The organism is Labilibaculum euxinicum (assembly GCF_009795715.1).
Classification (GTDB): Bacteria; Bacteroidota; Bacteroidia; order Bacteroidales; family Marinifilaceae; genus Labilibaculum; species Labilibaculum euxinus.
In genome coordinates this window covers 47577-61704 of record NZ_WTCR01000008.1, presented here as the reverse complement: position 1 = coordinate 61704, position 14128 = coordinate 47577, and the positions used below count along the sequence as shown (strand labels likewise).

General features: G+C 36.5%; 11 protein-coding genes. 6 read left to right on the top strand and 5 right to left on the bottom strand.

Features of this window, described 5'->3' with window-relative positions; all coding sequences use genetic code 11:
* Positions 1-174 precede the first annotated feature (174 nt).
* Both GQR60_RS11885 and GQR60_RS11880 read left to right on the top strand, forming a co-directional pair.
* Positions 175-888 carry a pirin family protein gene (locus GQR60_RS11885; protein WP_124993138.1) on the top strand — a complete coding sequence of 238 codons (714 nt, stop codon included), beginning with the start codon at positions 175-177 and terminating at the stop codon, positions 886-888.
* Positions 889-1080: 192 nt separating this feature from the next.
* A complete protein-coding gene (locus GQR60_RS11880; RefSeq protein WP_124993137.1) occupies positions 1081-2100 on the top strand; it encodes a LacI family DNA-binding transcriptional regulator in 1020 nt (339 codons plus the stop codon).
* A 45-nt stretch (positions 2101-2145) separates the two neighbouring features.
* Here GQR60_RS11880 and rlmN read toward each other — a convergent pair whose 3' ends face one another.
* Together rlmN and GQR60_RS11870 are read right to left on the bottom strand one after the other, a co-directional pair.
* On the bottom strand, positions 2146-3189 hold the full coding sequence (gene rlmN, locus GQR60_RS11875) for a 23S rRNA (adenine(2503)-C(2))-methyltransferase RlmN (RefSeq protein WP_124993136.1): 1044 nt from the start codon (positions 3187-3189) through the stop codon (positions 2146-2148).
* Between the two features lie 68 nt (positions 3190-3257).
* On the bottom strand, positions 3258-3929 hold the full coding sequence (locus tag GQR60_RS11870) for a ferredoxin--NADP reductase (RefSeq protein WP_124993135.1): 672 nt from the start codon (positions 3927-3929) through the stop codon (positions 3258-3260).
* 189 nt (positions 3930-4118) lie between these two features.
* On the opposite strand from GQR60_RS11870, the gene GQR60_RS11865 reads away from it, so the two are divergent.
* Positions 4119-5099, top strand: a complete 981-nt coding sequence (locus GQR60_RS11865; RefSeq protein ID WP_124993134.1) for a DUF4097 family beta strand repeat-containing protein — start codon at positions 4119-4121, stop codon at positions 5097-5099.
* A 908-nt stretch (positions 5100-6007) separates the two neighbouring features.
* Here the strand turns inward: GQR60_RS11865 and GQR60_RS11860 are convergent.
* The gene (locus GQR60_RS11860) at positions 6008-7552 is read right to left on the bottom strand and encodes an MFS transporter (protein WP_124993133.1); all 1545 of its coding nucleotides are present in this window, start codon (positions 7550-7552) and stop codon (positions 6008-6010) included.
* Positions 7553-7702: 150 nt separating this feature from the next.
* Positions 7703-9130: an MFS transporter gene (locus GQR60_RS11855; protein WP_124993132.1), complete on the bottom strand. Its 1428-nt coding sequence runs from the start codon at positions 9128-9130 to the stop codon at positions 7703-7705.
* Positions 9131-9308: 178 nt separating this feature from the next.
* Between GQR60_RS11855 and GQR60_RS11850 the strand changes: the two genes are divergently transcribed.
* The 3 genes from GQR60_RS11850 to GQR60_RS11840 are packed head-to-tail and all read left to right on the top strand — an operon-like array spanning position 9309 to position 12402.
* Positions 9309-10730 carry a nicotinate phosphoribosyltransferase gene (locus GQR60_RS11850; RefSeq protein WP_124993131.1) on the top strand — a complete coding sequence of 474 codons (1422 nt, stop codon included), beginning with the start codon at positions 9309-9311 and terminating at the stop codon, positions 10728-10730.
* Between the two features lie 39 nt (positions 10731-10769).
* A complete protein-coding gene (locus GQR60_RS11845) occupies positions 10770-11888 on the top strand; it encodes an alanine racemase (protein ID WP_124993130.1) in 1119 nt (372 codons plus the stop codon).
* A gap of 58 nt (positions 11889-11946) precedes the next feature.
* The gene (locus GQR60_RS11840) at positions 11947-12402 is read left to right on the top strand and encodes a DUF2062 domain-containing protein (protein ID WP_160463470.1); all 456 of its coding nucleotides are present in this window, start codon (positions 11947-11949) and stop codon (positions 12400-12402) included.
* 194 nt (positions 12403-12596) lie between these two features.
* Here GQR60_RS11840 and GQR60_RS11835 read toward each other — a convergent pair whose 3' ends face one another.
* Positions 12597-14057: an aminoacyl-histidine dipeptidase gene (locus GQR60_RS11835; protein ID WP_124993128.1), complete on the bottom strand. Its 1461-nt coding sequence runs from the start codon at positions 14055-14057 to the stop codon at positions 12597-12599.
* Positions 14058-14128: the final 71 nt, after the last annotated feature.

Here is a 14128-nt window from a genome sequence, read left to right as displayed (position 1 = left end):
TTTCCGTTACTACTCCTCGCTCATTCTTCGCTGTGGGGTACACTCCAATCCTTCACGCAGGCCGATATTAGCTTTCGCTTCAATAAATAGTACAAACCAAACGCAATTCTGTCCATTTACCAACAAGCACCTCTGTATTAACTTTGTAGTAAAGATTTATAACAGGAGGTAAATATGGATAAGGTATTTCACGAAGCAGGAACAAGAGGAAGTAGTCAATTGGATTGGTTGGATAGCAAGCACAGTTTTAGTTTTGCTGATTACTACTGTCCGGAGCGAATCCATTTTGGAGCATTAAGAGTGCTTAATGATGATGTTGTTAAAGCAGGAATGGGTTTTGGAACTCACTCGCATCAAAATATGGAAATCATTTCAATTCCATTAAAAGGGGCATTAAAGCATAAAGACAGTGCAGGACATTCCGAATTAATTAAAGTGAATGATGTTCAGGTAATGACAGCAGGAAAAGGTATTATGCATTCTGAATACAATGCCTCAGAAACGGAAGATGTACATTTTCTCCAGGTTTGGATCATTCCTGAAAAAGAAGGACTGGAACCAAGTTACGATCAACGATCATTTCCGGATGTAAATGAGAATGGTGAATTGCAACTGCTTGTTGCTCCAAAATCATCACAACATAATGCTTTAAAAATTAATCAGAATGCATATGTGTTCCGGGCAAAAGTAACTAGTGGAAATACACTCGAATATACAATAAACGGTAACGCAAACGGAGTTTATGTTTTTGTTCTTAACGGAGAACTGACAGTTGATGGAGAAGTTCTTCGGCCGCGGGATGGTATAGGTGTGGATAGTGTTAATTCATTGGATATTATGGGTATTGTTAATTCAGATTTTTTGATTTTTGAAGTGCCAATGCATTAATTAAATGTTAAGAATGGCTTAAGCTGGCCCGTGATGTTGAAAATGGGTGTAATCAACCACTAAAAAGTAGATTTCACAGGATGGAAGCTGTCTAAATTATATTATCTTTGTTTTTTGTCAGGAAAAGTGATATAAATCAGTATTTTTATTACAATTTCAGACAATCGAATGTAAGATTCTAAAATTATTACTATGGCAAACAGACCTGTAACCATTAAAGACATAGCTGAAAAACTAAGTATTTCAGTTTCCACTGTCTCACGTGCTCTTAAAAACAATCCCGAAATTAGCTTAACAACCAGAGAAGCAGTTCAGAAATTGGCAAAGGAATTAAAGTATCAGCCAAATCCATTAGCTGTTGCTTTAAAAACACAAAAGTCGAATACTATTGGTGTTGTTGTTCCGCAAATTGTTAGTTCTTTTTATGCTACTGTTGTAAAAGGAATTGAGCAGATTGCTGATGAGCACAACTATCAGGTATTTGTTAGTTCTTCAAATGAAAGAATCGAAAAGGAAGAGAAAAATGTAAATGGATTCCTGAACATGAGAATGGATGGAATTATTCTATCACTTACCCGTGCAACAACTACATACGATCATATTCATAAAATACAGGATATGGGAGTGCCAATGGTTCTTTTCGATAGAACATCTAAAGAATTAGAGGTTTCCAAAGTTGTTGCTGATGATGCTGCGGCTGCTCATACGGCAGTAACTCATTTGATTAATGGTGGTGCCAAAAGAGTTGCATTCATGACCGGACCTGAGTTTATGCTATTCGGAACAAACAGACTAAGAGGCTATAAAAAAGCCTTGGAAGACAAAAATATCCCTCTGGATGAAACATTAATTTCCCGATGTGATTTTACTGTGGAAGATGCGAAAAGTCTGGCATTGGATTTATTGTCCAGAGCCAATCGTCCGGATGCTATTTTTGCTATAAATGATGATATGGCAATTGGAGCAATTGCAGCAGCAAAAGAGTTAGGTCTTAAAATTCCTAATGATCTTGCAGTAGTAGGATTCTCAAATAGTCGCAGATCGCGTTATATGGAACCTTCAGTTTCTACAATGGATCAAAATCCAAAAGAGGTTGGCCGGGAAGCGGCAAGATTACTGTTCGAACAAATGGAAAAAACTCCGGATGCCAAAGCGATAAAAGAGGTTGTTGTTCATGCCGATTTGATTGTTAGAACATCAAGTGACAAATAAAAATATAGATAAAAAAAATCCTGCTTAAATTAAGCAGGATTTTTTTTAGAAATCTTCTTCTTGTCTTTTTACCAGTTCTTTTGTAGAAAGCAAACCGCAGGCAGCAAAAATATCAAGTCCTCTCGATCTTCTGATCGTTGTGGTAATTCCTTTTTTCGTTAGCTGCTCTTTAAAATCTTCCATCGTTGCCTCATCAGATCCGTCAAGTGGAGTATCTGGAATTGGGTGAAAACGAATCAAATTGATTCTGCATTTAATCCCATCCAAAATCCTGCAAAGCTCTTTTACATGACGGGGCGTATCGTTAATTCCTTTAAACATGATGTATTCGAAAGAAATTCTGCGCTGAAGACCAAAATCAAAATCACGAATTATTTTCAATACATCCTTTATTGGATATACATTTTGAACCGGCATCAATCTTTTTCTTTCATCTTCGAAAGGAGTATGCAGACTAACAGCCAAATGACATTCGCTATGGTTAAGAAATTCAATCATTCCAGGAATTATCCCAATGGTAGACACGGTGATCCTTCTTGGGCTCATAGCCATTCCATAATCCGAGGTTAGAATCTCCAGGGATTTCATGAGTTCAGGAACATTATCCAAAGGTTCTCCCATTCCCATGTAAACAATATTGCTTAGATTTTCTCTTTCGGGCAAACTTCTTATTTGGTTGATAATTTCGCCGCTTGATAATTGTCCCTGAAAACCTTGTTTACCGGTCATGCAAAACAAACAACCCATTTTACAGCCAACCTGCGAAGAAACACAAAGTGTATTTCGTTTCTGATCCGGAATGTAAGCGGTTTCAATAAATTTGTGAGCATGAGCAGTCGGGTAAAGGTATTTTTTTGTTCCATCAACCGAAACCTGTACTTTGGTTGATGCAGTAATACCAAGATCGTAATTTTCCAGCAAAGCAGTTCTTGCTTTCAACGAAAGGTTAGACATTTCTTCAATACTGGTAATGTCTTTTTTGTACAACCAGTCGGCAATTTGCTTAGCTGTAAATTTGGGAAGATTTAATTCGGTAACAATTTGAATCAGTTCTTCAAGTGTTTTTCCTAAAAGGGTATCTTTGGCCATTATTCTATTTTATAATTACAGATAAACAGCGATTTTTATTCAGTCTGTTTTCATGTAAATTAATTGCATTAAAAGTAAATTTCAGCTACAATTCTTTCGTATTCAACTCCACGTTTAATCAAAAGGTCGCGAACTTCAACTACCATTTCAGGACTGCCGCATAAAAAGAAGCGACAATTTTCCGGTAGTTTCTTTACATCCTGCAAATATCGTGTTAATCTTCCATGATACAAACCCTCAGCTTCATCTTGTGAGCAGCAACGAATGTAATTCTCTTTTAAAACAGGAATAAATTCTTTTTCAAAATAGAAAGAATGATGATATCTGCCTCCATGAATAAGGGTTTTATTCTTAAGCAAACCTGAGCGAAACATGGCAGCATAAGGTGCAATTCCTGTTCCCGATGCAATCCACCACGCCGGCGATTCATCATCAATAAAATCTCCGTCAGGATTTGTCACATAAAGTTCTGATCCAGGCTTAATTTCACTAAGTCTTGGTGTTAACCAGCCATCATCCTTCAAATTGTATAACACCTGAACTTCAGTGTCGTTTTCACCACTGGCTATGGTGTACAATCGTGGTGTTATGCTTAAATCTGTGGTTAATCCAATGTACTGTCCGGCAGTAAAACTCTTTACTTTTTTATATTTTAAAACAAACACTCCTGGAGCTATTGCTTTATTCTCAATTACTATGGTGGTTGAAAGTTTGTTTTTTTGTTCTGTTATTGATTCCATATATTATTTCATTTTAATGGCGCAAAGATAATAAATTATTTATAAAGATTCTAAATTGTGATCAAATCAAATTTCTTTCCTTTTTGTAACTTCTATTGCAGGTTAAGCGTCTCATAATACATGAGGAATAGACTGAGAATCTGTTCTTGATTATTAATTTACTAATTCAATTTTTAAAACCCGTATAAAATGAAAACTCAAAATTTAATTAAAAGGAATCTATTACTTCTAGTCTTGTTCCTGTTTTCTCTTAATTCCTTTTCTCAAACGGTATTTGCCGATGAAAAGGCAAATTATGATGGTGTGAAAAAAATAGTTGTAGAAGGAAGATTTTGTGATGTTACCTTGTTGGGTGAAAATCGTGAGGATGTGAAATTTGTGGGGATTATTAAAGGTGTATCCAGAAATGGGAGTTCTTATAAAATCAATCACCGGTTGGAAGGGAGCATTTTGAGAGTATGGATAGAATCGCCAAGAACGTCTTGGGGAAATATTGATGCATCATTACAATTTTTAGTCCCAACACAAATGGAGATTGACGTGAAAAATTCTTCAGGGGATGTTTATTGTGAGAATATTTCTTCGGATTACACCAAAATACACGCTTCTTCGGGCGATGTGAATGTGAAAAATATAATCTCTGATCTTGAGGTGATAACAAGTTCAGGAGAGATTAGTTTGTACGAAATCAAAGGGGATCTAAACTCACAATCAAGTTCGGGGAATCATGAATATAATAAAGTGGCAGGAAATGTAAAATGTAAAGCAACCTCAGGCGATATAGAAATGGTAAATGTGATTGGAAATATTTCTTCCCGAACTTCGTCCGGAAATCAGGAGTTTGATAAAGTGGAAGGGCAAATTAAAAGTATTTCTTCTTCGGGAAATGTTGGGATTCTTAATTCAAAAACAATTCTAAATTTAACCAGTAGTTCTGGTAATTTGAGAGGACAAGGATTGGTTTTGTTGGGAGAATCCTATTTTAAAGCCACCTCGGGAGATGTTAGTATGAACTTGTTAAATGATTTTGAGCAATTGAGTTTTGATCTTTCAGCATCTTCAGGATCGCTTAGGGCGGGTAACCGTAAAGGAGATGATAACCTGTATCTCAAGAGTGGCGAAATATGGGTTCATGGAAAAACCAGCTCTGGAAATCAAACTTTTAAATAAGTAGTTGTTGGGCCTGTTCGAAAACGTACATCGTGTGTGATGTATACGTACACTTTTAAAGATGTAAATATTTTCACATCACATGTAATTATTTGAAAGACAGAATTATATGCATTTTGGCCTGTGGATTGTAATTATATATTCGAAATCATTTGTTAAATGATTTTCCAAATATTGGGAGTGGTGTCCCGGGATTTTGGTTTTAATAGCATAATTAATTGGTTTTCTTTAATATGCCGTAACATTCAATTAGTTACGGCATATTATTTACTCTTAAGACTTCAATTAGGTTGCAAAACCATCATGTTGCGTATTTGTTGTTTCGTAACATTTTAGAAAATGGGGAAAAAATTAAATTTAACTTTTGATTAAATATAGCTTTTCCAGGTAATAAACAGTTAGCGTGTTTATATTCGGTTCAAGATTTTATTGTTAGACAATGATGCCAATAATTGTTTAACAGAGGTTCGGGAATATCTATAGGGGAAACTCCCGGACATTTTTAGTTGGTAATTGTTGGATGCAATGTGGTAATTCTAGACAACAATTCTAAAGGCTCCAAAATATAAGGGGTAACAAAGGATGTTCAAATTTGGGCATCCTTTCTTTACTTGGAAAAAGTTGCGTACTCATTATATATCACAAAATGGTAAAGGTGTATTGTCCCCTATAAAAACCAACGGGGGTTCAGGTTACAGTTCTGACAGAATCCTATTTTAAGTTTTCAAACCGCTAATACCCTTATTTGTCACTTGTGTAAACCGTACTGAAAATCACATTACAAAAAAAGTTGTTATCATGATTACTGGATTAGCCTGTCCCGATTAGATAGATCGCCTAAGAAGATACTAAAAAAAGCCGTCCAAAGGACGGCTTTTAATATGTAAGTGGTTTTATAAAATCACCAGTTAGCTAGGCAATTCCAAACCATAGTTTTGTTTTCTGTCAGCCTTTTTCAGTAAGAATGATAAGAAAATGGAAATTACACCACAGCCTACCAATACCAAAATCGGGATGGTATAATCTTTAGGTTGTCCTTCAGGTATTCCTTGATTTACAAAATCAAGCAGTGCCCCAATTCCCCAGAAGAATAAGAATAATCCCCAGTTTTGAAGGGTAAACATGGTAGCATATGCTGTACCTAATCTGTTTTCTGCAACAATTTTAGCAACCGAAGGCCACATGGCAGCAGGTACTAAAGAGAATGCAACTCCCAGACTTAATAATCCCAAATAAGCTATATACACATTATCTAGTATCGATAGAGAGATATGAGCAAAAATCAGAAGTAACGATCCAAGAATCATTAAGGATGCTGCTTTTCCTTTTTTATCTACATAATTACCGAAAATAGGAGTGAATATAATTGTTCCAAGAGGAATTAAACTCGCTGTTTTTGCTCCATTTCCTAACCAAATTGCTAGAATATCTTTCATTACAAACAGATAGAAACAGAAAGCAATCAACGCGCCGGTTTTAAACAAAAATCTGGTTTGTTTATTTTCAAAGTTATTAGGCACAACAGCAAAAAGAATTGCAAATAGGAAGAAAACAAGATAAATACTTGAGGCTCCAATTGCTTTGCTTCCCCATAAAATAACTTCTCCTGCCTGAGGAAGGGACTGAGTGAATCCAAATTTATTAATCAATAAATCGGGAGCATATTGCATGAATGGAAAAATGGCAGCATAAAAAGTTACACAAAGAAGAGCAATGTATAAAAACGATTTGTTCTTGATTAATGCAATTAAATCAGAGAATTTAAAATCTTCTTCAGGATCACAGACTTCACCGCTATTATCACTTATCGCTTTTTCTTGTTTATCCAACTTGATATCAAATACGGTATAAATCAGGAACATGATAAGGGCTAAGCCAATAAGCGAGGCTGCAAAAGTAACAGCAGGAGAAACATGTCCTCCTCCAATATCTAATGAAAGTGCAGTACCCATTGCACTACCCAATCGGCCAAATCCCATATTGATAGCCATCGCCAAGGCAAGATCGTAACCTTTAAACCATTTTACGATGGTTCTGGTTGCTACAACACAAACAACTTCAAGTCCGGATCCAAATAGAACCCGACCTACGATAATCATGTTTAACATGGTGCCGTGTTCAGTTCCGAAAAATCCGGAAGCAGCTAAAGCGGAAATAGATCCTCCCAGAACTGCAAGACCACCGAATACAATACCTGCAACTCGAATTCCCCATTTGTCGAGCATGATACCTCCAATGATAATCATACCAAACATATTGGCAATGGTGGTTAGAGCAAGAATCCGACCAAATTCTTCACTGGAAAATCCCATTTCCGATTCCATCAGCCCTTTTAAGCCGGAAAAGAAATCCTGAAACCAGTAGGTACTGAAGGTTAGTCCCGAAAGAAGGATCAACATTGCCCAACGCATTGCAGATGAGTCGCGCAACGTTCTTTTTAATGTTTCTGTCATTTTCGTTGTATTTTTTAAATTAAACTCAGGTTTAAGAGGTTACTAAATTAAGATAAATGAATAAAAAAACAAATCAGAAACTATATTGGGACTTATATGAAAAAAGCCGTCCCGAAGGACAGCTTTTTTATATGATATTTACTATTTAGGCTATTTTTGAATATTCGGTAATTCTAAGCCGTAACCTTTTTTCTTATCTTCCATTTTTAATAACATACCAACTATGATTGCCAGTAAGCCTAGTCCTGCAAAAATAAGCATTGGGTTTGTGTAATCGTATAATGGTACTGCTGTGCCGTTAGCTTTTGCTAATGCAACTTCTGGATTCGATTGATCCAATACATATCCAATTAACAATGGAATTCCCATTAATCCCCAGTTTTGAATCCAAAAGATCAATGAAAAAGCGGTTCCCAATTGATTTTCAGGAATGATTTTTGGAACTGAAGGCCACATAGCAGAAGGTACTAAAGACAATGCGATTCCTAAAATAATTACCAAAACAACTGCAACAAACCAGTAATTTAATATTGGTAATGAGAATACAGAATGGACTAATAATATTAAGACGGCTCCAATGATCATCATGGTAGCTCCTTTGCCTTTTTTATCGTAAACCCCACCAAACAGAGGTGTTAGGAATAGTGTTCCTAATGGCAGTAAACTTGGTATAATACCTGCAAGATTTTGGTCTAAACCATACTTGTTCACCATTAAATCGGATGCATATTTAATGAATGGAAAAACTGAAGAGTAGAACAATACACACAAAACAGCAATTAACCAAAAGCCTTTGTTGGTCACAATACGACCTATGTCGCTGAATTTAAATGGCTCTTCGCTATCAGTTCCGTTCGACTCAGCAAGTGATGCATCCAGTTTTTTATCCATCGACACATAGATAAAGAAAGTGATGAATCCAATAACCAGCAATATAAATGCAAAAGCAATAGGTGCGGAAACGCTTGGTCCCATTTTTTCAACTAGTTCACCGTTTACAACTTGGGTGTGTACACTTGAAAAATACGTAGCCAATGGAACCGGAGCTGCAATTGCCAGCATAGTTCCCAATCGGGCAACAGCCATTTGCATTCCCATAGCCAGAGCCATTTCGTTTCCTTTGAACCATTTTACAATGATTTTAGAAACAGTAATTCCTGCAATTTCTACACCAACACCGAAAATGGCAAATCCTACAGCAGCCATAAACACATGAGTATGGATACCAAAAGTTGTGTCAGTAACTAAGGTTGGATTAGTGATAGCCCAATACTTAATGCCTGCTCCTAAAACCATAATTCCGGATGACATAATTCCGGTAAAGCGAACCCCCATTTTATCAAGGATAATACCCCCGAAAATAAGCATCCCAAAAAATACATTTAACCAGCCATATGCACTGGTGAATATTCCGTAGTTTGTACTTGACCATGCAAACTCGGATTCCAGCATTGGTTTTAAAGGAGACATTACATCGGTTAAAAAATAACCTGCAAACATCGTGATAGAAATTATCCCCAATGCTCCCCATCGTGCTGCTTTCGAATCTCGAAGAGTCAGTCTTAGTGCTTCAGTCATATTCTTTTATTTTATCTGTTAATGTTGAGTAATTGTTTAAGGGGTGCTAAAGTAAGATTAATCCTTAAAGAAACAAAAAGCAGATATCATGTTTTATCTAAACATATCGATTCCAGATTTCTGGGCATAGTATCATATATTACTTATCTTTAGCAAGATTTTTATTTAAGTTAATCCAATGGACACATTAACAGAAAATACAGGGTTGTATACCGATTATTATGAGCTGACCATGGCTCAGGGATATTTTTTAAGTAGTAAAGAAAATGAACAAACCGTCTTTGATTACTATTACAGAACTAATCCGTACGAAGGTGGTTACCTTATTTTTGCAGGATTGCAGGACCTGCTTCAAATATTAAAAAACTTTAGTTACAGTAAAGAAAATATTGAATTTCTGAAGAAAACAGGATTGAAAGATGAGTTTCTGGAGTATTTAAAGGATTTTAAATTTACTGCCACTGTTTACAGTATGAAAGAAGGGGAAATTGTATTCCCAAATGAACCTTTGGTAAGGGTCGAAGGAAATATAATCGAAGCTCAGTTAATTGAGACCTTACTTCTGAATTATCTGAATTTCCAGTCGTTAATTGCCACAAAAGCTTGTCGGATAAGAAATGTAATTGGTGATAAGGATTTTGCTGATTTTGGATTGCGAAGGGCTCAGGGCTTGGGTGGAATACATGCCAGCCGTGCGGCTGTGATAGGAGGAGCAAATACAACATCGAATGTTTACAGTGCATTTAATTACGATATTCCGCTTACGGGAACACAGGCTCATGCCTGGATTCAGAGCTTTGATTACGAGCTGGAAGCATTTCGTCGTTATGCTGAAATCAATCCGGATAGTACTGTTTTGCTGGTTGATACTTACAATACACTTAAATCGGGTGTTCCTAATGCAATAATTGTTGCAAAGGAATTAGAAGCAAAAGGATACAAAATGATCGGCATTCGTTTGGATAGCGGCGATTTAGCATATTTAAGTAAAAAGGCCCGAAAAATGTTGAATGAGGCTGGTTTAGAATATGTGAAAATCATCGCATCAAACCAGTTAAATGAGTATGTAATTAAAAGTTTGAACGATCAGGGAGCACAAATTGATGGTTATGGGATCGGCACTGAATTGGTTACCGGAAAAGATGCCGGAGCTTTAGATGGGGTTTATAAATTGGTTCAGAACAACGGAATTCCAAGATTGAAAATATCTGAGAATATTGAAAAAATCACCATGCCTGGAAAGAAAAAGGTGATTCGTTATTTTGATGAGGATGGAATGTTTTTTCGGGATGGTATTTTATTAGAGAATGAAGAATCGACGAATCGTCTGTTTCATCCTTTTCATAGTCATAAGCATACTTACGTTACGGATTATAAGTGTGAAGAGCTGATGAGTAAGGTGATGGAAAATGGAGAGATATTAATTGAAAATCAATCTCCTGTTGAAATAAATGCCTATGTAAGGAAACGCTTTGCTCAGTTGCCGGATGGACATAAACGATTTATTAGTCCACACATTTATAAAGTCGGTTTTTCTGAAAATATACTAAGTGTGAGAGATCATATTTTAATGGATTTACGATCAAAAATAAGAGAATAGCACTGTTTTTTGATTGAGTACCATTTAAAATTAATTTCGATGCAAAATTTAGATTCTAAAATAATTCGTCCTACTCTTTTGCTTGACAAAGCAAAATGCATTGCCAATATTGAAACAATGCAGGCCAAGGCAAAGCGTTCAAATACGCGTTTGCGTCCTCATTTTAAAACACATCAATCGGCAGAGATTGGTGAGTGGTTCAAAGAAAGAGGAGTGGAGGCCATTGCTGTTTCATCCATGCAAATGGCGGAATATTTTGCCAATAACGGATGGAAAGACATTACTGTTGCTATTGCGGTAAATGTGCGTGAAATTGATTTGATTAACGAATTGGCTTCAAAAATTCAACTGAATTTAGTTGTTGAATCGCAGGAAACAATTGCGTTTTTACAATCTGAATTAAAACATGCTGTTGGTGTATTTATTAAAGTTGATACAGGTTATCAGCGCTCAGGTATGCCTGCTGAAGCAACTGGTTCTATTCGCTTATTGGTAAATTTAATGGATGAATCCGATAAATTAAACTGTAAGGGTTTTTTGGCTCATACAGGGCATAATTATCAGGCTTCAGATCAGAAGGAAATACACAAGAACCATAGTAAAACATTACTGGATTTAAATGAATTAAAGGATGTTTTTCGAAAAGAAATTCCTGGTCTTGAAGTATCCTTAGGGGATACACCAGCCTGCAGTATTAGTGATGAATTTTACGGGATTGATGAAATTCGTCCGGGGAATTTTGTCTTTTACGACATTATGCAATATGTGTTGGGATCGTGCAATGAGGATCAAATAGCTGTGGTGATGGCCTGTCCGGTAATTGCCAGAAATATTGATCGTAATGAATTGGTGATTCATGGTGGAGGTGTTCATTTTTCTAAAGAATATTTGGAAGCAGATGACGAGGGAACAAAGCTTTTTGGGAGTATTGTTCGCATTACCAAAAATGGATGGAGTGAAATTATAGGCGGAGGGTATTTAGCAAGCCTGTCTCAGGAACATGGAATTATCCGCTGCAGTGATGAATTATTTGATGAGTTTGTGATTGGTGATTTGATTGGAATATTACCGGTTCATTCGTGTATGACTGCTAACTTAATGGGGCGATTTATGACTACAGAGGGGGAATGGATTGAAACAATGAACAGTAAGCAGTAAAAAAGTAATTGGTGAACAATTATCAGTATGATTTGTTTGCTGATGAAAGATGAAGAAGATGAATTATCAGAAGGTGTTGCGGCGATTCAATTTAGACAAAATAAAGAAATCCATTGTTACAGAGATTGCTTGTACCGATACTTCCAATGCGACAATAGCATTATCATTGACGTTGGGAATATTTCTTGCCTTTTCTCCGGCTTGGGGATTTCAAACGGTACTTGCAATATCATTCGCTTTACTATTAAGATTAAACAAGGTTCTGGCTTTGATAACCGTGAATATCAGTAGTATACCTCCATTAATTCCTTTAATTGTAATTGCTGGTTATCAGACCGGAGCGCTTGTTTTGCATGGTGAATTCCAGAAGGAAGTGCCCGATTTGATGGATTTAAGGAATTTGGGTGAAAATTACCTGCAATTTGCCTTGGGTTCGTTGGTGTTTGCAATAATGATTGGTGTAATTTTCTATGGGGTCATTTTTCTGATTTTAGGAAGATATCGGAAAGTTTAAAAGAAAGCGATGGGGTTTTTTGTGATACACCCTTTCGCCTGTTGGTACTTTCTCTGCAAAATGAAAGATTCAACTCTTTTTTCTTTGTGTAGCTTAGTGGGTATCCTTCGAGTTTACTTTGTGGTTAAATTCTTATGCCATAGAAAAAAGGAACGCACAATTGTACGTTCCTTTCATATCAGTATTTGATTGTATTATTTTACCGGTATATTCTTAAGAGTTTCAACTAAGAAATCCCAGAATTTAACAACGGTATCAATTTTTACTTTCTCATCCGGAGAGTGAGGGAAACGGATCGTTGGTCCGAAAGAAATCATATCCCAATGTGGGTAAACAGCTCCTAATAAACCACATTCCAAACCAGCGTGAATAGCTTTGATTTCAGGAATTTTTCCGTATTTTTTATTGTACACTTCCTGCATGGTTTTCAAGATTGGAGAATCCATGTTCGGTTTCCATCCCGGATATTCACCTTCCAATTTTACTTTCCCGCCAGCCAATACAAAAGTTGAAACAATTGCTTGTCCCAAATCTTCTTTTGCAGAGTTTACTGATGAACGCAATAAGGCCTGAATGGTAACAACACCATCTTCACTTACCACACGTGCAAGGTTAGTTGATGTTTCAACCAATCCCGGCATAGCATCGCTCATGCGGATTACACCGTTTGGACATGCGTAAATGGCGTTGATTAAATTTTTCTGGCTCTTGTTTTTGAATACGTGCTTTGGGGCATCGGTTGGTTCAGCAAAAAATGCTAAATCTGGTTCTACAGCTGATAATTCCGATTTATAAATAGCTTCGTATTCTGCAACTCCGGCAAGGAATTTCTCAGTATATCTTTCAGGAACGGCAACAATTGCAAACGACTCACGTGGAATCGCATTACGCAAAGATCCTCCGTCAACAGAAGACATTCTTAATTTGTATTTTTTAGTTGCTGCTTTTAAAAATCGGAATAACAATTTGTTTGAGTTTCCACGGCCCAAAATGATCTCCATTCCTGAATGACCGCCTTTTAAGCCTTTCATGTATAGCTTGTAGCCAACATATCCTTTTTCAAGCTTGTCTTCTTTGTATTTGAAAGTAATATTGGCATCGATACCACCGGCACAACCAACATACAATTCGCCTTCATCTTCCGAATCCATATTTAGAAGGATATCACCATCTAAAACATCATTTTGTAGACCAAAAGCACCAGTCATACCAGTTTCTTCGTCGGCAGTGAATAAAGCCTCAACAGGACCATGCTCAATATCCGTAGCTTGAAGAACAGCCATTGCTGCAGCAACTCCCATTCCGTTATCAGCACCTAGAGTTGTTCCTTTTGCAGTTACCCAATCTCCATCAATAAGTGTTTCGATAGGATCTTTTTCAAAATCGTGAACGGTGTCAGCATTTTTTTGAGGCACCATATCCAGGTGACCCTGTAATACAACTCCTTTACGATTTTCAAAACCTAGTGTAGCTGGTTTTTTAATGATGATGTTTCCAACAGCATCTTTGATAGTTTCCAATCCCAAATCCTGTCCGAATTTCATCATGAAATCCTGAATTGCATTTTCGTGCTTCGATGGGCGTGGTATTTGAGTTAATGAATAAAAGTTTTCCCAAATAGCCTTAGGTTCAAGGCTTAAAATTTCTTTGCTCATTAGTATATTCCTCCGTTAAATTTTAGTGTTAATTATTCAAGAGCACTAAAGGTAGTATTTTTTAGTAAAGC

Bases quoted from the DNA above. Each gene is read 5' to 3' on its own strand.
- GQR60_RS11885 (WP_124993138.1), top strand. From the start codon at position 175: ATGGATAAGGTATTTCACGAAGCAGGAACAAGAGGAAGTAGTCAATTG.
- GQR60_RS11880 (WP_124993137.1), top strand. From the start codon at position 1,081: ATGGCAAACAGACCTGTAACCATTAAAGACATAGCTGAAAAACTAAGT.
- rlmN (WP_124993136.1), bottom strand. From the start codon at position 3,189: ATGGCCAAAGATACCCTTTTAGGAAAAACACTTGAAGAACTGATTCAA.
- GQR60_RS11870 (WP_124993135.1), bottom strand. From the start codon at position 3,929: ATGGAATCAATAACAGAACAAAAAAACAAACTTTCAACCACCATAGTA.
- GQR60_RS11865 (WP_124993134.1), top strand. From the start codon at position 4,119: ATGAAAACTCAAAATTTAATTAAAAGGAATCTATTACTTCTAGTCTTG.
- GQR60_RS11860 (WP_124993133.1), bottom strand. From the start codon at position 7,552: ATGACAGAAACATTAAAAAGAACGTTGCGCGACTCATCTGCAATGCGT.
- GQR60_RS11855 (WP_124993132.1), bottom strand. From the start codon at position 9,130: ATGACTGAAGCACTAAGACTGACTCTTCGAGATTCGAAAGCAGCACGA.
- GQR60_RS11850 (WP_124993131.1), top strand. From the start codon at position 9,309: ATGGACACATTAACAGAAAATACAGGGTTGTATACCGATTATTATGAG.
- GQR60_RS11845 (WP_124993130.1), top strand. From the start codon at position 10,770: ATGCAAAATTTAGATTCTAAAATAATTCGTCCTACTCTTTTGCTTGAC.
- GQR60_RS11840 (WP_160463470.1), top strand. From the start codon at position 11,947: ATGAATTATCAGAAGGTGTTGCGGCGATTCAATTTAGACAAAATAAAG.
- GQR60_RS11835 (WP_124993128.1), bottom strand. From the start codon at position 14,057: ATGAGCAAAGAAATTTTAAGCCTTGAACCTAAGGCTATTTGGGAAAAC.